This window comes from Methylobacterium sp. 4-46, assembly GCF_000019365.1.
Classification (GTDB): Bacteria; Pseudomonadota; Alphaproteobacteria; order Rhizobiales; family Beijerinckiaceae; genus Methylobacterium.
On the sequence record NC_010511.1, the window covers coordinates 4,644,072 to 4,670,738 of the forward strand.

A 26,667-nucleotide genomic window follows, 5' to 3' on the forward strand; every position below is an offset into this window, starting at 1 on the left:
GAATGCGAACGGATCAGGAACATATCGGCCGGGCGGGCGCCCGTCAACGCGGGTCCGCGCCGGCTCCCGGCGCATCGCCTCGGCGCGCCCCTGCCTCAGTCATCATCCCCAGCTTGCCCCGTCGAGGGCGGATGTCATCTTGGATGACGAGGGGAAACTTGCCGAGAGGACCAGTACCATGGATATACGGAACAGCGTTCTGGCCGCCGCAATCCTGACATTCGTGGGTGTTGGTCTTGCGGGTCAGGCGCGCGCGCAGGGCCTGCTGGTGGAGCCGCCGGGTCTTCCGGGCGTGGTGCTGCCGCGGCTGGCGCCGGGCGCGAATCCGCTGGTCGACGGCTCCCTGGTCTTCCACGGGAATTACTGCGGCCCCGGCGACCGCGGCCCGGGCCGCCCTCCGGTCGACGCGCTCGACCGGGCCTGCATGCACCACGATGCCTGCACGCCGGCGGGGGGCGTGCCGTCCTGCGCCTGCAACGCCCGCCTGCAGCGGGAGGCCACCGCCGTGGCGCGCAGCCGGCGCCAGCCCGCGGACCTGCGCGACCTCGCCGCCCTCGTGGCCCAGGGCGCGGCCGCGATGCCCTGCAATCCCTGACCCGAGATCGTTCGCCGACGCATCACCGCTTCCGCGGCGGGCGTGAGCCGCGATCCTGATCCTCGGCGCAGCGGCGGCCCGCGCTCCTGCCGGGCGTCACGGGGCGCGGCGGGGCGTCCCCTCCTGATCCCGCCGCGCCACCACGCGCAGCGCGGGGAAGGCGGGGCGGCGCTGCGCGGGCCACCCCGCGCGGCAGGCCGCGTTGTCGTTGGCCGGCCGATTCTCGCACGGCATGTAGGCGTCGAGCACGTCGACCGCGTACAGGATCCTGCGGACCGGCGTCGCGGCGCGGCGCCTGCCGCGGCTCATCCGGTGACCAGCCCCCCATTGTCTCGATCGCCCGCTCATCTCGCCCGCCTCGCCTGTCACGCCCGGTCGGTTGCCGGGTCACAACGATCTAGCCGCGGGATGCGATCCGGCGTGGTGCTCGGGCGCACGCGAGCGGACGCGGTCCCGCCCGGGCCGCGGACGGCGCGGCCGACGCGCGCGGCGCGTTAACGCCTCCGCAACGTGACCTAAGGGAAAGTCGCCGGGAGGGTGGCCGGCGACGGGTGCGCGGGGTGACGACGAGCCTTCAATCCCTGTCCGGGTCACAGGAGCTCAGGCTGCTCGGCCTCGCCGCGCTCCTCGCCCTGATGGCGACGGTCACGACCATCGACCTCCTGCAGCACGCGAAGGGCGGCGGCGGGCGGGCCCGGCGCGTGTGGCTCGCGACCGCCGCCGCGGCGGGCGGCTTCGCCCTCTGGGCGGCGCAGGTGGTCGCCCTCCTGGCCGACGACGCGGCGGTGCCGCTCGGCGCGGTGCCGGTCGTCCTGTCGCTGGCCGCCTCCGTCGTGACCCTCGCGGCCGCTCTCCGGCTGGCGCTCGATCCGCGCCCGGCCCTGCGGATGACCGGGGGCGCGCTCCTGGGCCTCGGCGTGCTGGCGCCGCACGATCTCGACCTGATCGGCGGGGCGACGTCCCTGGGCGACCTCGCGCGAGTCGGCGCCGGAGCCGGGGCGGCGGCGCTGATCGGTGCCCTCGGCATGCGGCTCGCCGCCGGGGAGGCGCCCGGGCGGCAGAGCGCGGGCAGCCTCGTCCTCGTCTGCGCCGGGCTCGCGCGCTACCTCGGGCAGCGCAACCTCGTTCATCAGGACCTGCCCCATCAGGGCCTCGCCGCGCTGTCCGACGACGGCATCGCTCCGGTGGTCGGCGTCGCCAGCCTGATGCTGCTGGCCGTCGTCCTGGCGACCCTCGCGGTGGACCGGCAGGCGCGGCGCCGGCGCGAGCAGCAGGACCTCGCGCGCAGTCTCGCGGACGCCTCGATCGAGGGCATCGCCCTCTGCGACGGCGACCGGATCGTGACCGCGAATACCAGCCTCGCCGCCCTGCTCGGCTGCCCGGCCGAGCGCCTGCGCGGCCGCCGGCTCGGCGACCTGCTCGAGGGGGAGGGCCAGGCGCGCCTCGACGCGGCGGAGGGGCGCGCCGTCGCGGTGACCCTGGTGGGAGGGCGGGGCGAGCGCGTCGCCGCCGAGGCCGCGCTCCGCCCGATCACCGTCGCGGGGCGGCCCCACCGGGCCCTGGCCGTGCGCGACGTCACGGCGCGCCTCGAGGCGGAGCGGCACATCCAGTACCTCGTCCACCACGACGCCCTGACCGGCCTGCCGAACCGGGCGCGGTTCAACGAGCGGCTGGAGGGCGCGGTCGCGGAAGCCGCGCGCGGCGCGCGCGGTCTGGCGGTCCTCTGCCTCGACGTCGACCGCTTCAAGGAGGTGAACGACACCTGCGGCGAGGCGGCCGGCGACGCGGGCCTGCGCCTGATCGTGCGCTGGGTGGAGCGCGCCCTGGCGGAGGATCAGGTGCTGGCCCGCCTCGGCGCCGACGAGTTCGCCGTCCTGGCGCCGGGCCTGGAGCGGGAGCACGAGGTTTCCGGGCTCGCCGAGCGCGTCCTGGCCGCCTTGCGGCCCGAGATCTGGCGGGAGAGCGGGCTGCCCGCGCTCACCCTGAGCATCGGGGCGGCCCTGTTCCCGCGCGACGCCCAGGACGCGGCCGGCCTGATGAGCCGCGCCGAGGCCGCGCTGGCGGCCGTCAAGGCGCAGGGCGGGGACGGGTTCCGGATCTTCAAGGTCGGGCTCGGCGCCGAGCTGCGCGAGCGCCGCGGCCTCGAGCACGACCTCCGCCAGGCGGCGCGCAGGGGCGAGTTCGCGCTCGTCTACCAGCCCCAGATCGACGTCGCCTCCGGGCGGGTGGTGGGTTTCGAGGCGCTGCTGCGCTGGACCCATCCGGAGCGCGGGCAGGTCCCGCCGGACCGCTTCATCCCGATCGCCGAGGAGACCGGGTCGATCCTGGCGATCGGCGAGTGGGTGCTGCGCCAGGTCTGCCGCGAGGCCGCGGGCTGGGAGAGCCCGCTGCGGGTGGCCGTGAACGTCTCGCCGGTCCAGCTCCACCACCCGGACTTCGCGCAGGTGGTGCAGGAGGTGCTCCACGAGACCGGCCTCGACCCGGCGCGGCTGGAACTGGAGATCACCGAGACCGCCCTGGTGCGCGAGCCCGCCCGCGCCCTGGTCACCCTGCGGCGCCTGAAGGCGCTCGGCCTGCGGATCGCCATGGACGATTTCGGGACGGGCTACTCGTCCCTGTCGAACCTGCGCGTCTTCCCCTTCGACAAGATCAAGATCGACCGCTCGCTGGTCCGCGCCGTGGACGAGAACCGCGAGGCGGCGGCGATCCTGCGGGCGGTGCTGGGCCTCGGGCGCGGCCTCGGGCTCCCGGTCGTGGCCGAGGGAGTCGAGACCCTGGCCGAGCTCGCCTTCCTCGACACGGAGGCCTGCCAGGAGGCGCAGGGCTACCTGATCGGCAAGCCCCTGCCGATCGAGGCCTTCGGGGAGCTCACCCGGCTCGGCGCGGCGGCGCAGGCGCGCGGGGCCCGCGACGCCCCGTGATCCGCCGGCCCGCGCGGCTCAGGCCGCGTGGCGCTCCGCGCCGGCCCCGAAATGGCCGATGTAGCGGGGCGCGATCGCCGCGACCGGCAGCACCACGAACACGTCGGTCGTGCCGAATTGCCGGTCCACCACCGCGCCGTCCCCGAAGGTCGCGCCGAGCCGCAGGTAGCCCTTGATCAGCGGCGGCAGGGCCTGGAGCGCCGCCTTGGGGTCGATGGCCTCGCGGCTCAGCCGGTCCATCGCCACGTGCCGGCCCGGCAGGGCGCGCGCGCGCCAGCGCTCGGGCGCCCGGGCGAAGTGGTGCAGGAAGCTCAGCGGCAGGGCGAGCCGGTCCGGATCGGTGCCGTCGAGGCTCGCGCAGCCCAGCATCGCGTCGACGCGGTGGTGCAGGACGTAGGTCCAGATCCCGTGCCACAGGAGCTCCACCGTCCGCTTGGTCCGGTAGGGCTTGAGCACGCAGGAGCGGCCGAGTTCGAGGAAGCGCAGGCCCGGATTCGCGCTCAGGACCGGCGCGATGTCGTACTCGCCGGCCGTGTAGAAGCCGAAATGCCGCTCGGCCTGGTCCTGACGGAGCAGCCGGTAGGTGCCCACCACCCGCGGCCGCGGCTTGCGGAACGGCTTCGCCTCGGTCGCCGCGTGGTCGATCACCAGGAGGTGGTCGCAGATCGCGTCGTACTCGTCCGCGTCCCGCCGCTTGAGGCCGGCGAGCCCGCTCGGCAGCGCCGACATCTCCTCGTAGAACACGCAGTAGCGCAGGCGCTGGGCCCGGCGGACATCCTTCGGCCGGGTGGCGAGCCGCACCTCCAGCGTGCCGATCCGGCCCAGCACCGGGTCGAGCCCGTGGGTGGGCAGCCGCTTCAGCGGCGGGAACAGCCGCGAGGGCGCCACCACGTCGCGCAGGTCGATGCCCGGCCGCCCCTCGCCCATGCCGGCCCGCCGCATGAGGCGCGCGAGGGGCATCCGGGCGTCGCGCGGGTCCGGCCGCGGGCCGGGGGAGAGGAAGGCAACCATGGTCGTGATGTCCCGTGCGGCTCGATCCGGCGGCGGCCGGGCGCCGCGCCGCCTTGAGGCGTGACAACAACACGAAGCGCGCACGGTTTTGTGACACAGGAACGCAAGCGCGGACAATCGCTTGCGTGAATACGCCGGGAGGCGCCGCGGGGCCGCCCCGGCGGCCCCGGACCTTAGCCGCCGAAGGGTCAGATGAACTGGCTGAGACCCGGCACCGCCCCGACGATCGGGCCGATCACGTCCTCGCCCGCCTTCTCGCGCCCGTAGGCGAAGAGTTCGCGCCCGAGCGGCTGCATCTGGCCCATCGAGACGCCCTCCGCCATCAGCTTCTGGCCGAGCGCCATCACGCCCCCGCCCATCATCCCGCCGAGCATGCCCATCAGGCCGCCGCCGCCCTGGCCGGGGCCGCCGTCGCCCGCCTGGGCCACCGCGCCGTCGGCGCCCGGGATCGCCGCGATCAGCTGGTTGACCTCGTCGGTCGGCCCCTCCTTCTGCAGGAAGGTGAGGATGAGCCCGATCGCCGTCTGGGCCGTGGTCGCGTCCAGTCCCGTGGCCTGCGTCACCCGTGCAACAAGCTCTTCCATCATCGTCTCCTGACACCGTCGAGAGGTCATCGGCGAAGCGTCCCCGGAAATCAACCGCGCGACGGGGAGGCGCAAACCCGGACCAGGACGGCCGGAAACCCGTTGACAGCGCGAGCGCCGCACCGCTAGTAAGCCACCCTTGGCGCGCGGACCGTCCGGTCCGCGCGCCGTCGCGTTCGGCGGCCCTCGCGGGCGGACCGAGCGTCAACTGCCAAGAAGACGGTGCCCGGTCGCGTGCCGGAGCCCGGATGGAACACGAGACCAGAACGATGTTCGCAGTGATCAAGACGGGCGGCAAGCAGTACCGCGTTGCCGCCAACGACGTTATCACGATCGGCAAGCTCGAGGGCGATGCCGGGACGGCGGTGACCTTCGGCGAGGTGCTCCTCTACGCCGACGGCGACGGCGCCACCAAGGTGGGCGCGCCGACCGTGGCGGGGGTGAGCGTCGCGGGCGAGATCGTCGCGCAGACGCGCGGCCCCAAGGTCATCGCCTTCAAGAAGCGCCGCCGGCAGAACTCGCGCCGCAAGCGCGGTCACCGCCAGGACTTCACCGTGGTGCGCGTCACGGGCATCAGCGCCGCCTGATCCGGGCCGGACGCGAGACAGCCCTTCAGAGAGATTCAGGAGTAGCCCGATGGCTCACAAGAAAGCAGGCGGTTCGTCCCGCAACGGCCGCGATTCCGAAGGCCGCCGCCTCGGCGTGAAGAAGTTCGGCAACGAGGCCGTGATCGCCGGCAACATCATCGTGCGTCAGCGCGGCACGCGCTGGCATCCCGGCACCAATGTCGGGATCGGCCGCGACCATACCCTCTTCGCGCTCACCGACGGCCGGGTTCAGTTTGCCACCAAACAAGGCCGAGCTTACGTAACGGTCGTCCCGGCCCAGGATGCCCCGGCCCGCGAGGCCGCCGAATAAACCGACGGAGCCAGTGACGAAGGAGCTCCGCCGGTGTCCCCACCGACCCGGCGGATCCTCGATCCTGGCCCTCAAAGGCCGCGCTTCGATCGAGACCAGGGGGAGGGTGGGGCACCACTCTCCCCTTCGTCGTTCTCGTGGCCGCGTGAGGGCGCCTCGCCCTTCCCGGTCGGATCGGAGTCAGGCGATGTTCCCCGACCTCACCCGCGACGACGTGTTTCGGCTTGAGACCCGCAGGCTGTGGCTGCGCTGGCCGCGCCAGGCCGACGCCCAAGCCATCGTGCGTCTCGCCGGGGAGAAAGCCGTCGCCGAGATGACGGCCGGGATTCCGCATCCCCTGGCGCCGGCCGACGCGGAGGCGTTCATCCTGCGGGCGCGGCGGGACAATGCGGAGGGGCGGGCGCTCACCATGGCGATCACGCCCCGGCGCCAGCCGCAGGCGCTGATCGGGATGGTGGGGATCGAGCCCGACCACGACCAGGCGGGACCGCATCTCGGCTACTGGATCGGCCCGCCGCACTGGGGCCAGGGCCTCGCCACCGAGGCGGCCCGGGCGATGATCGACGCCTTCTTCGCCTATACCGAGGGGGAGGAGCTGACCTCCTCCGCCCGGGTGATCAACCCGGCCTCCCGGCGGGTCCTGGAGAAGTGCGGCTTCGCGGCGGTGGGCTCGGGGCTGCGGCCCTTCCCGGCCCGGGGCGGCGTGTTCCCGGTCGACCATTTCCGGCTCGACCGCCGGGCCTGGGACAGCCTCAAGACCTGGCACGCCTCCGGGCTGGTCTTCGACCGGCATCGGGCGGCGGAGCCGCTCGGGGCGGAGGCGTGCCTGGAGGCGTGACGAGACCGGCCGGGGGCACGCCCCCGGCCCCTGCGCGTTGACGGTCAGGAGGACGAGGCCGTGAAGTTCCTCGACGAAGCCAAGGTCTACGTGCGCTCCGGCGACGGCGGGGCCGGCTGCGTGTCGTTCCGGCGCGAGAAGTTCATCGAGTTCGGCGGGCCCGACGGGGGCGACGGCGGGCGCGGCGGCGATGTCTGGGCCGAGTGCGTCGAGGGACTCAACACCCTGATCGACTACCGCTACCAGCAGCATTTCAAGGCCAAGAAGGGCGAGCACGGCTCGGGCCGCAACCGGGCCGGCGCCAAGGGCGGCGACGTGGTGCTGAAGGTTCCGGCCGGCACCCAGATCCTCGCCGAGGACCGCGAGACCCTGGTGGCCGACCTGACGCGGGTGGGCCAGCGCGTGCTGCTCGCCCGCGGCGGCAATGGCGGCTTCGGCAACGCCTACTTCACCACCTCGACCAACCGGGCGCCCCGCCACGCCAATCCGGGCCAGGAGGGCCAGGAGCACTGGCTCTGGCTGCGGCTCAAGCTCATCGCGGATGCGGGCCTGGTCGGGCTGCCGAATGCCGGCAAGTCGACCTTCCTCGCCACCGTGACGGCGGCCAAGCCGAAGATCGCCGATTACCCCTTCACCACCCTGCATCCGGGTCTCGGAGTGGTGCGGGTCGACACGCGCGAATTCGTGCTCGCCGACATTCCGGGCCTGATCGAGGGCGCGCACGAGGGCGTGGGCCTCGGCGACCGCTTCCTCGCCCACGTGGAGCGCTGCCGGGTCCTGCTCCACCTCGTCGAGGGGACGAGCGAGGATGCGGGCGCCGCCTACCGCCTCGTGCGGGCGGAGCTGGAGGCCTACGGCCACGGCCTCGCCGACAAGCCCGAGATCGTCGCCCTCTCGAAGGCCGACATCCTCGATCCGGAGAGGCTGGAGGCCCAGGTCGCCAGCCTGGAGGCGGCCTGCGGCCGGCGGCCGCTCGTGATCTCGGCCGCGACGCGCCGGGGCGTGCCGGAGGCCCTGCGCGCCCTCCTCGCCGCGATGGACCGGGCCCAGGCCGAGGCCGCGCCGGAGAAGGCGGAGGCGTGGCAGCCGTGAGAGGCTGATCATCCGCCGCGGCCGGCTCAGCAGTGCTTCTGGCCGCCCGCGCTCGCGAAGGCGTCGAGGAGCTGCTCCATCAGGTAGGGCTTGGGCACGAATTGCCCGGAATCCGGCACGTCCTCGTTCGAGGGGCGGATCCGGCCCGAGGTGATGACCAGCCGCACGTGCGGCCGCATCTCGGCGACGCGCTGGGCGAGGGCGAAGCCGTCCATCGAGCCCGGCATGTCCACGTCGGTGAACAGCGCGCCGATATCGTCGCGCTGCGCGAGGATCGCCATGGCCTCGTCGGCGTCGGAGGCTTCCAGCACGACGAAGCCGGCCTCCTCCAGCATCTCGGTCGCCATCATCCGCACCAAGCCCTCGTCCTCGACCACGAGGACCACCGTCGGGGAGGGGGGAGCGGGCGGGCGGGACATCGGCCAATCAACGGCGCGGCACCGATCAGGTTTCGGTCCCGGTCCCGCGCCTCACGCGGGTGCCCGCCACGGCTCCTGCAGGGCGCTCAGGGGGGCTTCCAGCGTACAGACCAGCCCGGAGGGCGCGAAGGTGAGCGTCACCGCGCCGCCCACCTCCGCGGCGAAGCTGCGCTCCAGCAGCCGCGTGCCGAAGCCCCTGCGGAGGGGCGGCCGGTCGATCGGCGGGCCGCCGCGCTCGGTCCAAGTCAGGCGCAGGCGCGACCCGCCGGGGGCCGGCTCGACCGTCCAGGCGAGATCGACGCGGCCCGCCGGTGTCGCGAGCGCCCCGTATTTCGCGGCGTTGGTCGCGAGTTCGTGCAGGGCCATGGCGAGGGCGAGGGCGGGTTTCGCCGCGAGCGTCAGGTCGGGGCCGCGGGCGCGGATCCGCACCGCGTCCGCCGCCTCGTGGGCGCCGCGGGCGGCCTCGATGATCTCGGAGATCGGGGCGGCCTTCCAATGCGCCTCGGTCAGGATGTCGTGCGCCCGCCCGAGGGAGATCAGCCGCCCGGCGAGGGCCTCCCGCGCCTCGTCGAGCCCGCTCACCCCGCGCAGGGTCTGGGCCGCGATGGCCTGCACCATGGCGAGGGTGTTCTTCACCCGGTGCTGCAATTCGTGGGTGAGGAGCCGCTGGTGCTCCTCGGCCTCCTTGCGGTCCTGGATGTCGAGGTCGTTGCCGAGCCAGCCGATGATCGCGCCCCGCTCGTCCCGCACCGGCGCGGCGCGGATCAGGAACCAGCGGTAGGTGCCGTCGTGCCGGCGCAGCCGCGCCTCGGTGTCGTACTGGATTCCCTCCCGGCGCGCCCGCGCCCAGGCCACCTCCAGCCCCGGCAGGTCGTCCGGATGGACCGCGCGGGCCCAGCCGTCCGGCAGCGCCTCCTCGGGGCTCTGGCCGGTGTAGCGGTACCAGAAGGCGTTGAGGTAGCTGAGCGACCCGTCCGGCCGGCCCTCCCAGACGATGCCCGGGGCGAGTTCGGTCAGCTGCCGAAAGCGGGTCTCGCTCTCGCGGGCGCGCTGCGCGGTCTGCTTCTGCTCGGTGATGTCGACGCTCGCCCCGGCGAAGCGCGAGGCCGCGCCGTCCTCGTCGCGCATCAGGCGGCCGCGGGCGAGGAGCCAGCGCCAGGACCCGTCCGGCTGGCGCACCCGGTACTCCGCCGAGAACGCGTCCCGGCGCCCCGACAGCACCCGGTCGAGCTCTGCCTCGAAGGCCGGCACGTCGTCGGGGTGGAAGGTCCGGGTGAAGGCCGCGAGCGGGGCGCCGCGGGCGGCGTGCTCCGGGTCGACCGAGTAGATCCGGGCGAAGTTCGCGTCCGCGAAGACGAGGTCGCGGCGCAGGTCCCACTCCCAGATGCCGACCATGCCGGCGGCGCCGAGGGCGAGGTTCAGCCGATCCTCGCTCTGGCGCAGCCGCTCCTCCTGGTCGCGCTGGGCGGTGCGGTCGCGCAGGATCTTCAGGTAGCCCAGGTGATGGCCCGCCTCATCGCGCAGTGGCTGCATCTCGCCGCTCGCCCAGAAGCGGCTGCCGTCCTTGCGCAGGTGCCAGCGCTCGTCCGGCCCGGTGCCGGTGAGGCGCGCGTTGCGCATCTCCTCCTCGGGGACGCCGCGGCGGACGTCCGGCTCGGTGAAGAAGCGGGCGGCCGGCTGGCCCAGCATCTCCTCCTCGCTCCAGCCGAGGATGCGCCGCGCGCCCTCGTTCCAGCTGGTGACGGACCCGCTCTCGTCGAGGGTGATGATGGCGTAGTCGGTGGCGCTCTCCAGGATCATCCGCTGGAGCTGCTGATCGCGATGCGCGCGCCGGTGCGCGACCTCATCACCGGGTGCGATGGGGCAGTTCATGATCGTGTGAGGCGGGAGGTGGAATCAAGGATCCCTCCTGCGCCGGCTTCCCGGCGACAATGAGGATCCTTGGCCGTTGAAGACCTTGGCCGTTAAAGACCTTGGCCGTTAAAGACCTTGGCCGTTGGCCACCTCGGCCGCGCGCATCCTCGCCCGTCGGCCTCCGCAGGTCCGGCGGGGGCTGTCCACGGGCCCCGTCAGCGGCTATGCGCGGCGAGGCTCCGCTCACCCTCACCCGGCCCCTCCATGACCCCCGCCCTCGACCAGTTCCGCCGCGTCGTCCTGAAGGTCGGCTCCGCCCTCCTCGTCGACCGGGCGCGCGGGCGCCTGCGGCACGCCTGGCTCGCCGCCCTCGCCGAGGACATCGCCGACCTGCACGGGCGCGGCGTCGACGTGCTGGTGGTCTCCTCGGGCTCGATCGCCCTCGGGCGGACCGTGCTGGGCTTCCCGCCCGGGGCGCTGCGCCTGGAGGAGAGCCAGGCCGCGGCCGCGGTGGGGCAGATCGCGCTCGCCCGCCACTGGTCGGAGGCGCTCGCGCATCACGGCATCGTCGCCGGCCAGATCCTGGTGACGCCGCACGACACCGAGGAGCGCCGCCGCTACCTCAACGCCCGCGCCACGACGCTGAAGCTCCTCGACATGCGGGCGGTCCCGGTCGTGAACGAGAACGACACGGTCGCCACCTCGGAGATCCGCTACGGCGACAACGACCGGCTCGCCGCCCGCGTGGCGACGATGATCGGGGCGGATCTCCTGGTGCTGTTCTCCGACATCGACGGGCTCTACACGGCGCCGCCGGCCAGCGACCCGTCCGCGCGCCACCTCCCGGTGATCCCGCGCATCACCCCGGAGATCGAGGCCATGGCCGGCGGACCGGCCTCGGAGCTGTCGCGCGGCGGCATGCGCACCAAGATCGAGGCGGGCAAGATCGCCGCCGGCGGCGGCACCCACATGCTGATCGCGGACGGGCGCGGCAAGAACCCGCTGCGGGCGGTGGCGGCGGGCGCGCGGGCCTCGTGGTTCCTCTCCGCCTCGACCCCGACGGCGGCGCGCAAGACCTGGATCGCCGGCTCGCTCGAACCCCGCGGCAGTTTGGTGATCGACGCGGGCGCCGAGCGGGCGCTGCAGGGCGGGGCGAGCCTGCTGCCGGTCGGCGTCGCCCGGATCGAGGGCGCCTTCGCCCGCGGCGACGCGGTGGTGATCCGCTCCCTGGGCGGGGCCGTGCTCGGGCGCGGCCTGGTGGCCTATGACAGCGACGACGCGGCCCGCATCATCGGCCGGTCGAGCCGCGAGATCGAGGCGGTCCTGGGCTATCCCGGCCGCGCCGAGATGATCCATCGCGACGACATGGCGCTCGTCGGCGAGTAGGGGCGGCGATCGCGCCCGCCCCCGACTCCGACCGGGCTTCCCCTGCGTCGCGCCGCGCTCTATAGCATTGTCCGACGAAGGGGTGCCGGTCCGTCGAAGACAAGGCGGCACGATCCACGACCTGGAGCAGCGCGCGATTGCACCGTGATCGGGCGCCGCTCTAAGCAGAATTGCATCGGGAATTCTGCTTAGTCTCTTGCTCTCGCATCATTTTCCGCCGACGCGGTCCTTCGGTTCGCCGGCGAACCGGTGACTGCTTCGGCGCCGGCCGGTCCCGGCCGGCGCAATGATGCTTTGGATCTCGGCGCCCCCCGTGCGGCCGCTTCCTGGACACGAATGCATGACGACGCGACGGATCCCTCCCGCCCTCGCCCTCGCGCTGGCCCTCGCGGCCGGCCCCGCCCTCGCGCAGGCGGCGCCGGACGCGCCGGTTCGCGAGGCCTACCGGATCACGGTCCGCTCCCTCGCGGCGCCGGGACCGGCGAGCGTGCCCCCCTGGCGGCCGCCGCACCGGCGGACCTTGTTCAGCAAGCGCCTCGCCGCCCTCTTCGCCCGGGACGACCTCTACCAGAAGGAGAGCGGCGATATCGGTCACCTCGACGCCGACCCGTTCCTGAGCGGCCAGGACGGCGAGGTGAAGGACCTGCGCGTCACGGTCGAGACCGGGCCCGCCGAGGGCCGGGCCGAGGTGGCCGCGCGCTTCGTCAGCTTCGGGACGCCGGTCACCGTCCGCTTCCGGGTGGTCGAGGAGGCGGGCGCGTGGCGCATCGACGACATCCTCGACACCGTCGAGGGCAGGGAGGTCCCGGTGAGCGCGCGCCTTACCGCGCCCTACCCGTGCGGCAGCTTCGTCGGAAAACGCTGCCGGCGCTGAGCTCTCCGCCGCCCTGCGCCGGCTCAGCTTGTCGCGGGTGGGGGCCCGTGGCATGGAGAGCCGCGCGGCGACCCGACCCATCGGACCGAACGCCCGCGCGCATCGCAGGAACAGTGCCGTGTCCGTGCTCAGCCTGAAGCCCCGCGCCGGGGCCGACGACGTCGACGCCCTCATGCGGGAGATCGGCCGCAGGGCGCGCGCCGCCTCCCGGCGCATGGCGCTCGTCCCGGCCCGGGCCAAGGACATGGCCCTGCGGGCCGCCGCGGCCGCCATCCGCGACGCCGCCCCGGTCATCCTGGAGGCGAACGCCGCCGACCTCGCCGAGGCGCGGGGCGCGAACCTGCCCGCCGCGACCCTCGACCGGCTCGCACTGACCCCGGGCCGGGTCGAGGCCATCGCCGCCGCGGTCGAGGCCATCGCGGGCCTGCCCGATCCGGTCGGCCGCCAGCTCGCGGCCTTCGAGCGCCCGAACGGCCTCGCCATCGAGCGGATCTCCACCCCCCTCGGCGTGGTCGGGGTGATCTACGAGAGCCGGCCCAACGTCACGGCCGATGCGGGGGCGCTCTGCCTCAAGGCCGGCAACGCCGCCGTGCTGCGCGCCGGCTCCGAGAGCCTGCGCAGCGCCGCCGCCATCGCGCGGGCCATGGCGGACGGCCTCGCCGCGCAGGGCCTGCCCGCCGAGGCGATCCAGCTCGTGCCCACCCGGGACCGCGCGGCGGTCGGCGCCATGCTGGCGGGCCTCGACGGCTGCATCGACGTCATCGTGCCCCGCGGCGGCAAGAGCCTGGTCGCGCGCGTGCAGAGCGAGGCCCGGGTGCCGGTCTTCGCCCATCTCGAAGGCATCTGCCACGTCTTCGTGCACGCGCGGGCCGACCTCGCCATGGCGCGCGAGATCCTGCGCAACAGCAAGCTGCGCCGCACCGGGATCTGCGGCGCGGCCGAGACGCTGCTGGTCGACCGCGCCTGCGCCGGCACCCACCTGGCGCCCCTCGTCGCCGACCTCCTGGAGGCCGGCTGCGCCGTGCGCGGCGACGCCGAGACCCAGGCGGTCGACCCGCGGGTCACGCCGGCGACCGAGGCCGATTGGCGGACCGAGTACCTCGACGCGGTCATCGCCGTGCGGGTGGTGGACGGGCTCGACGCCGCCATCGACCACGTCGAGACCTACGGCTCGCACCACACGGACGCGATCGTCACGGCCGACGAGGCGGCGGCCGAGCGCTTCCTCGCCGAGGTCGATTCGGCGATCGTGGTGCACAACGCCTCGACGCAATTCGCGGATGGCGGAGAGTTCGGCTTCGGCGCCGAGATCGGCATCGCCACCGGGCGGATGCATGCGCGCGGCCCGGTCGGCGTCGAGCAGCTCACGACCTTCAAGTACCGCGTGCACGGCTCCGGTCAGGTCCGGCCCTGAAGCCAGGTGGGCGTGCGTCTCCCGCCGAGCGCGCCGGGCCTGCGCATCGGGCTCTACGGCGGTTCCTTCAACCCGGCCCATGCCGGCCACCTGCATGTCAGCCAGCTGGCGCTGCGGCGGCTCGCCCTCGACCGGGTCTGGTGGCTCGTGAGCCCGGGCAACCCGCTCAAGGACCGGACGATCCTGGCGCCCCTGGCGGAGCGCGTCGCCGGGGCCGCCGCGATCGCGCGCGACCCGCGCGTCGCCGTGACCGCCTTCGAGAGCGCGATCGGCGCCCGCTTCACCCGCGACTCCCTGGCCTGGCTGCGCCGCCACCGGCCCTTCCCGCTTTTCGTCTGGATCATGGGGGCCGACAGCCTCGCGAGTTTCCACCGCTGGCAGGGCTGGCGCGAGATCGTCCGGTCGATGCCGATCGCGGTGATCGACCGGCCGGGCTTCACCCTCGGGGCCGCCGCGTCCCCGGCGGCGCGGGCGATGGCGCGCCACCGGATCGACGAGCGCGACGCGGCCCGCCTCGCCGGGATGGCGCCGCCGGCCTGGGTGTTCCTGCACGGACCCCGCTCCGACCTCTCCTCGACCGCGCTGCGGCGGGCGTCGTCGGGTGACAGAGATCACGCGCCGTGACACGCGCGTATTGAAAGGCGGGGCCCGGCGCCCTTATCTTGATGCAACGGCGCCGTGTGGCGCGAACGACAGGGGTCGGCACTGAACCAACCACTTTCCCGCGAGGCTCACATCCACGAGCTTCCTGCTCGGCCCGAGGCGGTGCCGCCGGCGGCCGAGGATCGGCCCGACGGGCTCCTGGCGATCGCCCGGCGCTGCCTTGAGGACATGAAGGCCGAGGACACGGTCGAGATCGACCTTGCCGGCAAGACCTCGATCGCCGACGCGATGATCATCACCTCCGGCCGCTCGCACCGCCACGTCGGCTCCATCGCCGAGAAGCTGGTGCAGGAGCTGAAGGCCTCCGGCCACGGCAACGCCCGCATCGAGGGCCTGCCGGCCTGCGACTGGGTGCTGATCGATGCCGGCGATCTCCTGGTGCACATCTTCCGGCCCGAGGTCCGCCACTTCTACAATCTGGAGAAGATGTGGGGGGCCGACCGGCCGGGCGACCGCCTGGCCGGCTGACCCGGTGCGGGCGGCGCAGGGGTGCGCCTCGCCCTCGTGGCCGTCGGCCGCCTGAAGCGCGGCCCGGAGCGGGACCTCGCCGAGGGCTACCGCGCGCGGGCCGACGCGCTGGCGCGGGGCCTCGGCCTGTCCGCGGTCCAGCTCACCGAATTGCCGGAGAGCCGCGCCCGCCGCGCCCCGGACCGCTGCGCCGAGGAGGGCGCGGCGATCCTCGCCTGCCTGCCGGCCGGGAGCGCCGTCATCGTGATGGACGAGGGCGGCAGGGCGGTGACGAGCGCCGGGCTGGCCGAGCAGGTGGCCGCGTGGCGCGACGGCGGCCGGCCCGGTCTCACGATCGTGATTGGCGGGGCCGACGGGCTGTGCGAGAGCGTGCGGCACCGGGCCGACCTCGTCTTCGCCTTCGGGGCCGCCACGCTCCCGCACGGCCTGGTCAGGGTGTTGGTGCTTGAGCAACTATATCGCGTCATGACCATCCTGGCCGGCCACCCCTATCACCGCGGCGCCCCGTGATCCGCCCCCTCCCGCTCCTCGGCTTCCTGCTCGCCTGCGCCGGTGCCGCCGCGCAGGAGCGCGCCTCCGTCCGGCCCGACCCGATCGACCAGGCCCAGGCCGAGAAGGAGCAGAAGGCCCAGAGCCTCAAGGCCCTGGAGGCGGCGCTGGCGGCGAGCGCGGAGGCCCGCGGCCGCCTCGAGAAGGAGGTGGAGGAGCTGAAGGGCGACCGCGCGCGCCTGAGCCAAGCGCTCCTCGACGGAACCCGCCGGGCGCAAGAGGCCGAGGAGCGCATCGGCGTCCTGGAGACGCGCCTGGAGACCATGACGGCGAGCCAGACGGCGATCCGGCGCTCCCTCGAGGCGCGCCGCGGCGTCATCGCCGAGGTGCTGGCGGCGCTCCAGCGGATGGGGCGGCGCCCGCCCCCCGCCGTGCTGGTCCAGCCCGAGGACATGCTGGCGGCGATCCGCACCTCGATGCTGCTCGGCGCCGTCGTGCCCGAATTGCAGGGCGAGGCCGAGACGCTCGCGGGCGACCTCGCCGAACTCGAGCGCCTGCGCGGCCTGATCGCGGCCGACCGGGAGAGCCTGCGCAGGGACCTCGCCGGCTGGGCGGGGGAGCGCCAGCGCCTCGACGCCCTCGTCGCCGCCCGCCAGACCCGCCTCGGCGAGGCCGAGACCGGGCTCGCGGGCGAGCGGGAGCGCGCCGCCGGGCTCGCCGGCCAGGCGCGCAGCCTCAAGGACCTCGTCGACAAGCTCGATGGCGAGATCTCGGCCGCCCGCCGGGCCGCGGAGGCGGAGAGCCGCGAGACCCGCGAGCGCTTCGCCGCCGCGGCCCTGCGCGACCCGGTCCGGTTGGCACCGAAGCTGCCTTTCTCCCAGGTGAGGGGGGTCGTCCCCCGACCGGCGACCGGGGAGGTGGTCAAGGCCTTCGGGGCGGCCGACGGAAACGGCGGAACGACGCGCGGCATTTCGCTCGCGACCCGTCCCCGCGCCGTCGTGTCATCCCCGGCCGACGGGTGGGTCGCCTATGCGGGGCCTTTCCGGAGCTATGGACGTCTCTTGATCATCAACGCGGGCGACGGCTACTATCTCCTTCTGGCGGGCATGGATCAGATCAACGTGGACGTCGGTCAGTTCGTGCTCGCCGGAGAGCCGGTCGCCGCGATGGGGGACTCGGGCTTGGCGCCTTCGGCGGGAGGCGGCGGGCGGAACGATCCCGTCCTGTACGTCGAGTTCAGAAAAGACGGTAGCTCCATCGACCCGGAGCCATGGTGGGCGAAGGCGGCAAGCGAGAAGGTCCGCGGATAATGCGCAAAGTTTCCCTCGTCCTGTTGGGTGCGATCCTGGGCGCCGGGACCGCCACGGTGGCGACCCAGACCCACTTCCTCTCGGGCACCAGCGCGGTAGCGGCCTCCGCCGAAACGTACCGTCAGCTCAGCCTGTTCGGCGACGTCTTCGAGAAGATTCGCACCGACTACATCGAGAAGCCCGAGGAATCGAAGCTGATCGAGGCGGCCGTCAACGGCATGCTGACCTCGCTCGACCCGCATTCGAGCTACATGGATGCGAAGAGCTTCCGCGACATGCAGGTGCAGACCCGCGGCGAGTTCGGCGGCCTCGGGATCGAGGTGACGATGGAGGACGGCCTCATCAAGGTCGTCACGCCGATCGACGACACGCCCGCCGCCCGCGCCGGCCTGCTCGCCAACGACATCATCACCCAGATCGACAACGAGCAGGTCCAGGGCCTGACCCTCAACCAGGCCGTCGAGAAGATGCGCGGCCCGGTCAACTCGCCGGTGAAGCTCAAGGTCACCCGCAAGGAGGTCAAGGAGCCGCTCGAGATCACGCTGAACCGCGACCTCATCCGCATCAAGCCGGTGCGCTCGCGGGTCGAGGGCGGCGACGTCGGCTACATCCGGCTGACCCAGTTCAACGAGCAGACCTTCGACGGGCTGAAGGCGGCGATCGACAAGATCTCCACCGACGTGCCGAGCGACAAGCTCAAGGGCTACGTCCTCGACCTGCGCAACAACCCGGGGGGCCTGCTCGATCAGGCCGTGATGGTCTCGGACGCGTTCCTCGACCGCGGCGAGATCGTCTCCACCCGCGGCCGCAACCCGGACGAGACGCAGCGCTTCTCGGCCAAGTCCGGCGACCTGACCAAGGGCAAGCCGATCGTGGTGCTGGTCAACGGCGGCTCGGCCTCGGCCTCCGAGATCGTCGCCGGCGCCCTGCAGGACCACAAGCGCGCGACCGTGCTCGGCACGCGCTCCTTCGGCAAGGGCTCGGTGCAGTCGATCATCCCGCTCGGCGGGAACGGCGCCCTGCGCCTGACCACGGCGCGCTACTACACGCCGTCCGGCCGCTCGATCCAGGCCAAGGGCATCGAGCCGGACCAGGAGGTGCTGCAGGAGGTGCCCGACGACCTGAAGGGCAAGGACGAGACCAAGGGCGAGGCCGGCCTGAAGGGCCACCTCAAGCAGAAGGACCAGGAAGAGCGCGGCGGCTCCTCGGCCTACGTCCCGCCGGATCCGGCCAAGGACAAGCAGCTCACCGCCGCGGTCGACCTGCTGCACGGCGTGCAGAAGGGCGCCGCCAACACCGCCAAGAACGGCGTCCCGAACTGACCGGGGTGTCCCGAACCGGCCGGCGGTCTTCTCGCCGGCCGTTAGGGCAGCGTTAACCACGAGGGCCCGCAATGGCGGTCAGGCGACCGTCGCTGCGGGCCTTGTCGTCTGCGGCCGGTCCGAGAGCCGGATGCGCCGCCGTGATCCTCGCCAACGATGCCCTCACCCGACCCCTCGGGATGCGGGACGAGACCCCCTCCCGCCTCGCGCGCCTGCGGGCCGCCATCCCGCTGCGGGCGATCCTGTCGGCCGCGGCGGCCGTCCTGGTCGGGGCCGTCGCCGGGTTCGTCGCCCTGACGGAGGATCCCCTCGGCGGCGAGCCGCACGCCCTGGTGACGATCACCCGGCGCGAGGCCCCGCCCGGCCCGCCGAGCCCGCGCCCGCCCGCCCCGGCGGAGGCCGGGAGCCGCAGCGCGAGCGAGGTCGAGCGCGCCTCGGGCGTTGCGGTGCTGCGGCCGGAGGGCAGTGCCGTGCCGGATTCGGTGGTGATCCGCGTGCCGGGGCCGACCGAGATCCGCCTCGCCCCCGCGCCCGATCCGGCCCTCTCCGAGAAGGGCCGCTACGGGCTGCTGCCGCGCCTCGGCCCGGACGGCGCCCGCGCCGTCGACGTCTACGCCCGGCCGGAGGCGCCCGCCCTGCCGAGCGGCGCGGCGCCGGCCGGCCGGATCGCCCTGGTGGTGACCGGCCTCGGGATCGGGGCGGCGGTGACGCAGGACGCGGTGACCCGGCTGCCGCCCGCCGTCACCCTCGCCTTCGCCCCCTACGGCGCCGACGTGGGCCGGCAGGCGGCCCGCGCCCGCGAGGCCGGCCACGAGGTGATGGTGCAGGCCCCGATGGAGCCCTTCGACTACCCGGACAACGATCCCGGGCCGCAGACGCTGCTCGCGGGCGCCAAGCCCGCCGAGAACGCGGACCGCCTCGGCTTCGTGCTCTCCCGCATCCCGGGCGCGATCGGGGTGGTGAACTACATGGGGGCGCGGCTCACCGCCGAGGCCGGGGCCCTCGACCCGATCCTGCGCGAGATCGGGGCCCGCGGCCTCGGCTTCGTCGACGACGGCACCTCGCCGCGCTCGCTCGCGCTCGACATCGGGCGGCGCGCCCGCGCGCCGGTGGCCCGCGCCGACGTGGTCGTGGACGCGGCGCCGCTCCCCGACGCGGTCGACCGCGAACTCGCCCGGCTGGAGGAGACGGCGCGGCGCAAGGGCTTCGCGATGGGTTCGGCCATGGCGCTGCCGCTCACCATCGACCGGATCGCCCGCTGGAGCCGCGACCTGGAGGCGCGGGGCATCCTGCTCGTCCCGGCGAGCCGCGCCCTCCGGGCGCGTCGGTAGACGCGCCCCCGCGTCGCCAGACGCGCCCCGCAGCCTTGTGGCGCCGCGACTTCTCTCGCACAAGGGCGCCAGGATTCCGAAGCGAGCCCGTGCAGGCCCCGATGGCAGACCGCGACACCCGACCGGCCGGCTCCGCCCTGGCCGATCTTCCCTACCGGCCCTGCGTCGGCATCGCCCTGTTCAACCGCGACGGCCTCGTCTTCGCCGGGCGGCGGGCCAGGGAAGCCGGGCTGGTGGCCGAGGCGCCCGCCCATAGCTGGCAGATGCCGCAGGGCGGCATCGACCCGGGCGAGACCCCCGAGGGGGCGGCCCTGCGCGAGCTCTACGAGGAGACGAGCGTGCGGCCGGATTCCGTGCGTCTCCTGGCCGAGGCGCCCGGCTGGTACAGCTACGACCTGCCGAGCGTCGCGGCCGGCCAGCTCTGGAAGGGGCGCTACCGGGGTCAGACCCAGAAGTGGTTCGCCTTCGCCTTCGAGGGGGCCGACAGCGAGATCGACATCCTCCGCCCGGGCGGCGGCGCCCACAAGGCCGAGTTCGACGCGTGGCGCTGGGAACCCCTCGCCAACCTCGCGGAGCTGATCATCCCGTTCAAGCGGCCGGTCTACCAGCAGGTGATCGCCGCCTTCGCACCCTTCGCGCGCCCGGCATGAGGCGGGTTCCGGCCCCGCTGCCCCGGCCGGCGGCGGACTGACCCCATGCGCTGGTGGTGCCTGTTCCTCGCCCTCGTGCTGCTCTGGCTGGGCTACTCGCTCTCGCCCTACCTGGCGCTCTACCGGCTGAGCGAGGCGGTGCGGACCAACGACCTCCCGGCGGTGACCCAGCGGGTGAATTTCCGCACCCTGCGCCTGTCCCTCAGCCGGCAGGCGACGGCCGCCGCCCTGGAGGCGATCGAGGCCCGCCCCGACCTCTCGCCCCGCGACCGCCAGATGCTCACCGACGCGGTGGCGGGGCTGGTCGAGCCCGTGGTCGGCAGCCTGGTGACGCCCGAGATGCTGATGGACCTGCTCGATGACGGCTGGCCCGAGCGCCTCGGCATCGCCCGTCCGGACGGGGCGGCGGGGCCGGGCCGGGGATCGCAGGATCGCGGCCTGCCCGGGCGGCGCGTCTCGGACCTCCTCGCCCTCGCGCGCACCGCCGAGATGCGGGGCTTCCGCGGCGTCGTGTTCAGCTTCCCGCCCGACCGGCCGCGGGCGAGCCAGTACCGGCTGCGGCTGCGCCTGCGCGGCTTCACCTGGCGGGTGGTGGATCTCGAACTCCCGGCCGACCTGCGCGACCGCATCAGCCAGAAGCTCGTCCGCCTGCCCCTGCCGGGCCGGGCCGAGCCGCGCCCCGCCGCTCAGTAGCGGATCGTCGAGCGGATCCCCAGGATCGCCGCGTTGCGCAGCCGCTCGCCGGTGGGCGAGCGCGGGTTCACGCCGTTGCCGCCCGGGTGGAAGACGTACTGGAAGTCCGGCTGCACGGTGATGCCGGGCGCGATCAGCGCCTGGTAGGTCAGTTCGAGCTGCGCCTCGAAGGCGCGCACCGGCCGCGCGACGCCGGTCGCCAGGATCGTGTCGAGGTCGAGGCCGCGGATCGATTGCGAGATCCGCGAATAGGACATGCTGAGGCCGACCGTGTCGTCGGAGCGGCCCGGCAGCAGGCCCTTATAGGCGATGCCGGCATCGACGTAGAAGTCGACGAGGTTGCGGTCGCCGGGCGAGCCGGAGACGCGCACGAAGGCGCTGGCGCCCTCGTCGTTCTTGTCGGGCTCGCGGAACAGCGTCTGGTCGATGATGCCGTAGATGCCGTCATTGCCGCGGAAGCGCCGGGCGATGCCGGTCGTCGAGGGGTCGGCGAGGGGCCGGCCCGAATCGTCGAAGCGCGGGCTGTTGAAGCGGCCGAAATGGTACCAGCCGCCCAGCGTGACCGTGCCGGGCTCGTCGATGACCGGGCGCCCGCGATGGCGGCTGTCGAGGTTGTAGGCGTAGGCCGCCTCGGCGATCAGGAGCGGCGGGTCGCCGAGGCGGAAATTCGTGCCGTACCGGTTGCGCCGCTGCGGGTCGGGGTCGAGGCCGGGCCGGGCCGGGCCGGCCGGGTCGCCGTCGAAGAGGCCGACCTGAAGCGAGAAGTTCTTGTTCGGCGTGTATTTCGCCCGCACCGCGGGGGTCGCCAGCGGGTAGGCCGGCCCGCCGCTCGGCAGGTTGATGCCGGTGATGTCCGGCCAGCCATAGGTCGAGTTGACGAACAGGGTCGCGGTCTGGCTGACCAGGAACTCCGTGTCGGCGGCGATCTGGCCGACCTTGAGGCCCAACTGATCGTCGAACAGCTTCTGCTCGATCCAGAGTTCGTAGAGGCGCGAGGAGGGCAGCGCCTCGATGCCGCTGACCACGTCGAGGTTGCCGACGTAGTAGCGGGACAGGCCGGTGCCGTGGATCTGGTAGAAGTTGGTGTGGAAGGCGGCGCCCTTCCAGCCCGCGAGCGTCTCCAGGTCGGCGTCGACCTGGAGATCGAGGCGGCCCTCGTAGATCGCCCCGCGCTTGATCCCGCCCGAGAGGTTGCCCAGCACCTCTCCGACATAGGTGAGGCTGTACTCGATGCCGCGCTTGGCGAGGAAGCTGCGGATCCCGCCCGGATCGGCGGCGGGTCCGAGCAGCCCCTGGATCGAGGTCGTGACGTTGGCCGAGGGCTTGGACGAGGTCTCGGGCTGGGCCACCGACGTCTGCGGGTCGCCGCCCGCGCCCTCGGGCAGGGTCGGCGAGGGCTGCATGGCCGGCGTCGCGACGGACTGGGCAGCGGCACCCGAGCCGAGAGCGGCGCTGGCGAGCAGGGCGGTGAGCCAGGACAGGCGGCGCATCGGAGATCTAACCGGGAGTTGGACCGCCGCGATCGTGGATCGACTGCGACCGGATCAGTTCGGCAGAGCGGTAGCTTGCCCACGGCGCGCTCGCCAGCCTTTCGCGATTGATCGTGACGGAGGGAATGGCAGATTCCGAGCCGCGTGGCCGCCGCGATACTGCCGCGCTCGGGGGCGCCCGCGCCCCTTGCCCGCGCCCCTTGCCCGCGCCCCTTGACCGCGCCCCTTGCCCACGCCCCTTGATGGGGCCGGGGCCCCCCGCCATATTGAGGCGGCCGGCGGGGTCCCGCCGGTCGCCTGAGCGCTGCATCCGCGGGCTCACGTCTCGAAGTGCCTCGTCGCAGAAGGGCTTCGTTCGTCCATGTCGCGTCCCTCGCCCTTCGGGCACCCGTTTCTCCTCGGCTTCGACGAGATCGAGCAGGCGCTCGACCGCGTCGCCAAGGCCGCCAACGACGGGTACCCGCCCTACAACATCGAGCGGCTCGCCCGCACCGAGCGGCAGCCGGAGCGCCTGCGCATCACCCTCGCGGTGGCGGGCTTCACGCGCGACCAGCTCGACGTGACGCTGGAGGAGAGCCAGCTCATCGTCCGCGGTCGCCAGACCGACGACAAGAGCCGCACCTTCCTGCATCGCGGCATCGCCGCGCGGCAGTTCCAGCGCGCCTTCCTCCTCGCCGACGGCATGGAGGTGCTGGGCGCGGACCTGTCGAACGGGCTGCTCTCGATCGATCTCGTCCGGCCGGAGCCGGAGCGGATCGTGCGACGGATCGACATCGCCTCGCGCGACGTTGAGTGAGCCGCGTCCTCACCCCTGGTCGCCGGGCTGCCGCGGGGCCCGCGCCGAACCCCACGCTCTGCCACGTCCCGAAGGAGGGCGAACCATGACCGACCGGAACCCGACCATCGATCCCACCGCGCTCGCCGCCCTCGGCGAGGGCCACGTCGCCTACGTGCGGCCGATGACCGCCGACGACGTGAAGCGCCTGTTTCCCCAGGCGCCCGACCTCACCCCCGGCCTGAACCTGTTCGCGCTCCTGTCCGCGAGCGGGGCGCCGATCCTGCTCACCGACAGCCGCGACGCCGCGATCGCCAATGCCTGGGCGCACGACCTCCAGGCGGTGAGCGTGCACTGAGCGGCGGGCCGGCCGGCGGCTCCCGGGACCGGCCTCCCGGTCCCGGAGCGCCGCCTGCCCTCAGGCGATCCCCTCCACCGCCGCGATCAGCCGCGCGAGGCTCGCCGGGTCGGAGAGCCTGTGGTCGCCCTCCTTGATGAGGGTCAGCACCACGCCCCGCTCCGGCAGCGCCTCCACGAGCCGCATCGCGTGCGCCCAGGGGACGTCCGGGTCGGCCATGCCCTGCAGGATGTGGACCGGGCAGCCCGGGTCGATCGGGCCGCCGAGCAGCAGGTGGCGGCGGCCATCCTCGATCAGGGCGCGGGTCACCGGCGTCGGCTCGGGCGAGTAGGCGGAGTCGCGCCGCCACACGCCCTCGCGCGTGATCCGCGCGCGGATCTCCTCCGGCAGCCGCTCCCAGATCAGCGCCTCGGTGAAGTCGGTCGCCGGCGCGATCAGCACGAGCCCGGCCGGCCGGACCCGCTTCGCCGCGAGCAGCGCGACCCAGCCGCCCATCGAGGAGCCGACCAGGATCGGCCGCTCGGGCGCGAAGCGGGCGATCGCCGCCTCCGCGTCGGCGAGCCAGTCGGAGATGGTGAAGGCGGCGAAATCCCCTTCCGATTCCCCGTGGCCGCCGTAATCGAACCGCAGGAAGGCCCGGCCCGTCCGCGCCGCCCAGGCGTCGATCGCCTCGGCCTTGGTGGCCCGCATGTCGGAGCGGAACCCGCCGAGCCAGACGACCGGCGGCCCCTTGCCGTCGCGCGGGATCGTCGCGATCTGGCGGGTGGCGCCGTTCCGAACGACCGGGATCAGGGTGGCGGCGGGGGAGGGAAGGGTCATCGCGGGGCGGTCTCTCCGGGGGCGAGCGTTTACAGATCCGAAATACGATCGGGAGAAGGTCTCGGACCATGCTCGGCGTGACCGAACCTCTAGATCAGGGAGCGCGAATGGGCGCAACGGCCGCGCACAGGGAGGCGGACATCGGAGGATCGCGAGCCAGGACCTGGAGCCCCGCGCCGCCGAGCCAGGCCGCCTCCTTCCGGGCCTCCACGCAGCACCCGCTCGCGGGGGCGACCATCCTGCAGATCATCCCCGAACTCGACGCCGGGGGCGCGGAGCGCACCACGGTCGACGTGGCGGCGGCCCTGGCGGCGATCGGCGCGCGGGCGCTGGTCGCCACCGAGGGCGGGCGGCTCGTCGGGGAGCTGCAGGCGAAGGGCGGGATCTGGGTGCCGTTCCCGGCCCGCACCAAGAACCCCTTCGCGATGGCGGTGAATGTCGGGCGCCTCGTCCGGCTCTGCCGGGCCGAGGGCGTGCGCATCGTCCATGCCCGCTCCCGCGCCCCGGCCTGGGTCGCCCTCGGCGCCCGGCGGCGACTCGGCCTGCCGCTGGTCACGACCTATCACGGCAGCTACTCGGGCCGCACGCCGGTCAAGCAATTCTACAACTCGGTGATGGCCCGCGGCGACGCCGTCATCGCCAACTCGCACTACACGGCGGAGTTGATCCGCTCGGCGCATCCGCAGGCGCGCCCGGAGCGGATCCGGGTGATCCACCGCGGCACCGACCTCGCGGCCTTCTCGGCGGCGCAGGTCGGGCCCGGGCGGGTCGAGGCCCTGCGCCGGGCCTGGGGCGTCGCCCCGCACGAGCGGATCGTGCTGCTGGCCGCCCGGCTCACCGCCTGGAAGGGCCAGCGCGTCCTGATCGAGGCGGCGGCCGCCCTGCGCGCCAGGGGCATGAGGGACTTCGCCGTGGTCCTGGCGGGCGACGCGCAGGGCCGGGCCGCCTACGAGCGCGAACTCGACGCGCTCGTCGCCGCGCACAACCTCGGCAGCGTCGTCCGGCGGGTCGGCCACTGCGCCGACATGCCGGCGGCGTTGCGGGCGGCCTCCGTGGTGGCGGTGCCCTCGACGGCGCCCGAGGCCTTCGGCCGCGCCGCCGTCGAGGCCCAGGCGATCGGCACGCCGGTGGTGGTCTCGGATCTCGGCGCGGTGCGCGAGACCGTGCTGGCGCCGCCCGAAGTCGCCGCCGCCGAGCGGACCGGCTGGCGCGTGCCGGCCGGGGAGGTGGAGCCCCTCGCGGAGGCGATCGCCGAGATGCTCCAGCTCGGCGCCAGCGCCCGCGACGCGCTCGCCCGCCGCGCCCGCCGCCACGTGGAGCAGAATTTCTCGCTCGAGCGCATGACCGCCGCCACGCTGGAAGTCTATGCCGCTCTCCTGGCCGCGCCGGAGGCCCCGGTCTAGGCCGGAGGACGGATCGACCGCGGCTTCCTCGGACCGACGATGCTTCGGAATCACCCGATCGCAACCAAGTTCCCTTCCGGCGAGTTGACATCTCGCGCGGTTTAGCCAAGGTGCCGCAGTTCACACGAGTGTGTCCGCGCCTCGCCCCACCGTCTCCCCTGGATGTCAGGGCCGGGCCGGCGAGCCGACCGCTGCAGCAATGAGGAGATACCAGCCATTCGCAGACCTATGAGAGCCATGCCGGCCCCGCAGAAGGACGGGCCGCGCGCCAACCGGGACATCCGCGGCGTTCGTGAAGTTCAGCTCATCGACGAGACCGGACAGAATCGCGGAGTCATGGGCTTCTTCGACGCGCTGCAGGTCGCGGAGGAAGCGGGGCTCGACCTCGTCGAGATCGCCCCGAACTCCACCCCGCCGGTCTGCAAGCTCCTCGACTATGGCCGCTACCGCTTCAACGAACAGAAGAAGCAGGCCGAGGCGCGCAAGCGTCAGAAGACGGTCGAGGTCAAGGAGATCAAGCTCCGGCCCGGCATCGACAAGCACGACTACGACGTCAAGATGAAGGCCGTGCAACGGTTCTTCGAGGAAGGCGACAAGGTCAAGGTGACGCTGCGGTTCCGCGGGCGCGAGATGGCGCACCAGGATCTCGGCCTGCGCCTGCTCGAACGCGTCAAGGCGGAGACGCAGGAGATCGCCAAGGTCGAGAGCGAGCCGCAACTCGAAGGTCGCCAGATGATCATGATCCTGGCGCCGCGCTGAGCGCGGGCGCTTGGCCGCGCCGAGCGCGGATGCCGGCCGCGCCGGGCGTGGACGCCTGATCGCCCGCCTTCGCAGGGCACCCGGGAGGCTCGCCTCGCCGGGTTTTTCGGCGTGGGCCTCCGACGACCGCCTTCCGGCCACCGGGCGGCCTTGCCTTCGGGCCGGGGCTGCCGCAACACGGGGGCGGGGACCGGCGGCCCCGGGCCCCCGGGAGGCCGCCCGGCCTGCGCA

General features: G+C 73.7%; 28 protein-coding genes. 21 read left to right on the forward strand and 7 right to left on the reverse strand.

The features are described 5' to 3' along the window. The first annotated feature begins 178 nt into the window (after positions 1-178). Positions 179-595 carry a hypothetical protein gene (locus M446_RS20115; protein ID WP_012333945.1) on the forward strand — a complete coding sequence of 139 codons (417 nt, stop codon included), beginning with the start codon at positions 179-181 and terminating at the stop codon, positions 593-595. A gap of 96 nt (positions 596-691) precedes the next feature. On the opposite strand, the gene M446_RS20120 is transcribed toward M446_RS20115, so the two are convergent. Next, on the reverse strand, positions 692-904 hold the full coding sequence (locus M446_RS20120; protein ID WP_012333946.1) for a hypothetical protein: 213 nt from the start codon (positions 902-904) through the stop codon (positions 692-694). 251 nt (positions 905-1,155) lie between these two features. Between M446_RS20120 and M446_RS20125 the strand changes: the two genes are divergently transcribed. Next, positions 1,156-3,516, forward strand: coding sequence for a putative bifunctional diguanylate cyclase/phosphodiesterase (locus tag M446_RS20125; RefSeq protein WP_043702583.1), 2,361 nt, complete (start codon positions 1,156-1,158; stop codon positions 3,514-3,516). An 18-nt stretch (positions 3,517-3,534) separates the two neighbouring features. On the opposite strand, the gene M446_RS20130 is transcribed toward M446_RS20125, so the two are convergent. Then, positions 3,535-4,527, reverse strand: a complete 993-nt coding sequence (locus M446_RS20130) for a GNAT family N-acetyltransferase (protein ID WP_012333948.1) — start codon at positions 4,525-4,527, stop codon at positions 3,535-3,537. A gap of 188 nt (positions 4,528-4,715) precedes the next feature. Continuing rightward, positions 4,716-5,111, reverse strand: a complete 396-nt coding sequence (locus M446_RS20135) for a hypothetical protein (protein WP_026190752.1) — start codon at positions 5,109-5,111, stop codon at positions 4,716-4,718. A 269-nt stretch (positions 5,112-5,380) separates the two neighbouring features. On the opposite strand from M446_RS20135, the gene rplU reads away from it, so the two are divergent. The 4 genes from rplU (at position 5,381) to obgE (ending at position 7,959) form a co-directional block, all read left to right on the forward strand. Continuing rightward, positions 5,381-5,698, forward strand: a complete 318-nt coding sequence (gene rplU, locus M446_RS20140; protein WP_012333950.1) for a 50S ribosomal protein L21 — start codon at positions 5,381-5,383, stop codon at positions 5,696-5,698. Positions 5,699-5,747: 49 nt separating this feature from the next. Next, on the forward strand, positions 5,748-6,029 hold the full coding sequence (rpmA, locus tag M446_RS20145; RefSeq protein ID WP_012333951.1) for a 50S ribosomal protein L27: 282 nt from the start codon (positions 5,748-5,750) through the stop codon (positions 6,027-6,029). Between the two features lie 187 nt (positions 6,030-6,216). Next, the gene (locus M446_RS20150; protein ID WP_012333952.1) at positions 6,217-6,867 is read left to right on the forward strand and encodes a GNAT family N-acetyltransferase; all 651 of its coding nucleotides are present in this window, start codon (positions 6,217-6,219) and stop codon (positions 6,865-6,867) included. Between the two features lie 60 nt (positions 6,868-6,927). Beyond that, positions 6,928-7,959: a GTPase ObgE gene (obgE, locus tag M446_RS20155; RefSeq protein ID WP_012333953.1), complete on the forward strand. Its 1,032-nt coding sequence runs from the start codon at positions 6,928-6,930 to the stop codon at positions 7,957-7,959. 26 nt (positions 7,960-7,985) lie between these two features. On the opposite strand, the gene M446_RS20160 is transcribed toward obgE, so the two are convergent. Further along, entirely contained in the window at positions 7,986-8,378 is a 393-nt protein-coding gene (locus M446_RS20160; RefSeq protein ID WP_012333954.1) for a response regulator, read from the reverse strand. Positions 8,379-8,429: 51 nt separating this feature from the next. Then, the gene (locus M446_RS20165) at positions 8,430-10,178 is read right to left on the reverse strand and encodes a PAS domain S-box protein (RefSeq protein WP_012333955.1); all 1,749 of its coding nucleotides are present in this window, start codon (positions 10,176-10,178) and stop codon (positions 8,430-8,432) included. A gap of 318 nt (positions 10,179-10,496) precedes the next feature. Between M446_RS20165 and proB the strand changes: the two genes are divergently transcribed. The 11 genes from proB (at position 10,497) to M446_RS20220 (ending at position 20,832) form a co-directional block, all read left to right on the forward strand. Further along, positions 10,497-11,618 carry a glutamate 5-kinase gene (gene proB, locus M446_RS20170; RefSeq protein ID WP_012333956.1) on the forward strand — a complete coding sequence of 374 codons (1,122 nt, stop codon included), beginning with the start codon at positions 10,497-10,499 and terminating at the stop codon, positions 11,616-11,618. A 340-nt stretch (positions 11,619-11,958) separates the two neighbouring features. Next, the gene (locus M446_RS20175; protein ID WP_012333957.1) at positions 11,959-12,492 is read left to right on the forward strand and encodes a DUF3828 domain-containing protein; all 534 of its coding nucleotides are present in this window, start codon (positions 11,959-11,961) and stop codon (positions 12,490-12,492) included. Between the two features lie 118 nt (positions 12,493-12,610). After that, entirely contained in the window at positions 12,611-13,906 is a 1,296-nt protein-coding gene (locus M446_RS20180; RefSeq protein WP_012333958.1) for a glutamate-5-semialdehyde dehydrogenase, read from the forward strand. Between the two features lie 6 nt (positions 13,907-13,912). Then, a complete protein-coding gene (locus M446_RS20185) occupies positions 13,913-14,530 on the forward strand; it encodes a nicotinate-nucleotide adenylyltransferase (RefSeq protein ID WP_012333959.1) in 618 nt (205 codons plus the stop codon). Positions 14,531-14,671: 141 nt separating this feature from the next. Beyond that, positions 14,672-15,037, forward strand: a complete 366-nt coding sequence (rsfS, locus tag M446_RS20190) for a ribosome silencing factor (RefSeq protein WP_012333960.1) — start codon at positions 14,672-14,674, stop codon at positions 15,035-15,037. Between the two features lie 21 nt (positions 15,038-15,058). Further along, positions 15,059-15,547, forward strand: coding sequence for a 23S rRNA (pseudouridine(1915)-N(3))-methyltransferase RlmH (gene rlmH, locus M446_RS20195; RefSeq protein WP_012333961.1), 489 nt, complete (start codon positions 15,059-15,061; stop codon positions 15,545-15,547). After that, entirely contained in the window at positions 15,544-16,836 is a 1,293-nt protein-coding gene (locus M446_RS20200) for a murein hydrolase activator EnvC family protein (RefSeq protein ID WP_012333962.1), read from the forward strand. Before rlmH ends, M446_RS20200 begins: the two co-directional genes overlap by 4 nt. Further along, positions 16,836-18,158 (forward strand): S41 family peptidase, encoded by a 1,323-nt coding sequence (locus M446_RS20205; protein WP_012333963.1) that lies wholly within the window; start codon positions 16,836-16,838, stop codon positions 18,156-18,158. Before M446_RS20200 ends, M446_RS20205 begins: the two co-directional genes overlap by 1 nt. 140 nt (positions 18,159-18,298) lie before the next feature. Then, positions 18,299-19,489, forward strand: a complete 1,191-nt coding sequence (locus tag M446_RS20210) for a divergent polysaccharide deacetylase family protein (protein ID WP_012333964.1) — start codon at positions 18,299-18,301, stop codon at positions 19,487-19,489. Positions 19,490-19,590: 101 nt separating this feature from the next. Then, positions 19,591-20,139, forward strand: coding sequence for an RNA pyrophosphohydrolase (locus M446_RS20215; protein ID WP_043701453.1), 549 nt, complete (start codon positions 19,591-19,593; stop codon positions 20,137-20,139). Between the two features lie 45 nt (positions 20,140-20,184). Continuing rightward, complete coding sequence (locus M446_RS20220; protein ID WP_012333966.1) at positions 20,185-20,832, forward strand: DUF2939 domain-containing protein; 648 nt, start codon at positions 20,185-20,187, stop codon at positions 20,830-20,832. Here the strand turns inward: M446_RS20220 and M446_RS20225 are convergent. After that, the gene (locus tag M446_RS20225; RefSeq protein WP_012333967.1) at positions 20,826-22,322 is read right to left on the reverse strand and encodes a carbohydrate porin; all 1,497 of its coding nucleotides are present in this window, start codon (positions 22,320-22,322) and stop codon (positions 20,826-20,828) included. The genes M446_RS20220 and M446_RS20225 overlap by 7 nt on opposite strands. Before the next feature lie 361 nt (positions 22,323-22,683). On the opposite strand from M446_RS20225, the gene M446_RS20230 reads away from it, so the two are divergent. Beyond that, a complete protein-coding gene (locus tag M446_RS20230) occupies positions 22,684-23,118 on the forward strand; it encodes an Hsp20 family protein (protein ID WP_012333968.1) in 435 nt (144 codons plus the stop codon). A gap of 85 nt (positions 23,119-23,203) precedes the next feature. Continuing rightward, positions 23,204-23,455, forward strand: coding sequence for a DUF1150 family protein (locus M446_RS20235; RefSeq protein WP_012333969.1), 252 nt, complete (start codon positions 23,204-23,206; stop codon positions 23,453-23,455). Between the two features lie 60 nt (positions 23,456-23,515). On the opposite strand, the gene M446_RS20240 is transcribed toward M446_RS20235, so the two are convergent. Continuing rightward, positions 23,516-24,274, reverse strand: coding sequence for an alpha/beta hydrolase (locus M446_RS20240; protein WP_012333970.1), 759 nt, complete (start codon positions 24,272-24,274; stop codon positions 23,516-23,518). Between the two features lie 107 nt (positions 24,275-24,381). Between M446_RS20240 and M446_RS20245 the strand changes: the two genes are divergently transcribed. Next, on the forward strand, positions 24,382-25,677 hold the full coding sequence (locus M446_RS20245; protein ID WP_012333971.1) for a glycosyltransferase family 4 protein: 1,296 nt from the start codon (positions 24,382-24,384) through the stop codon (positions 25,675-25,677). A gap of 237 nt (positions 25,678-25,914) precedes the next feature. Continuing rightward, positions 25,915-26,436: a translation initiation factor IF-3 gene (infC, locus tag M446_RS20250; RefSeq protein WP_012333972.1), complete on the forward strand. Its 522-nt coding sequence runs from the start codon at positions 25,915-25,917 to the stop codon at positions 26,434-26,436. Positions 26,437-26,667 lie beyond the last annotated feature (231 nt).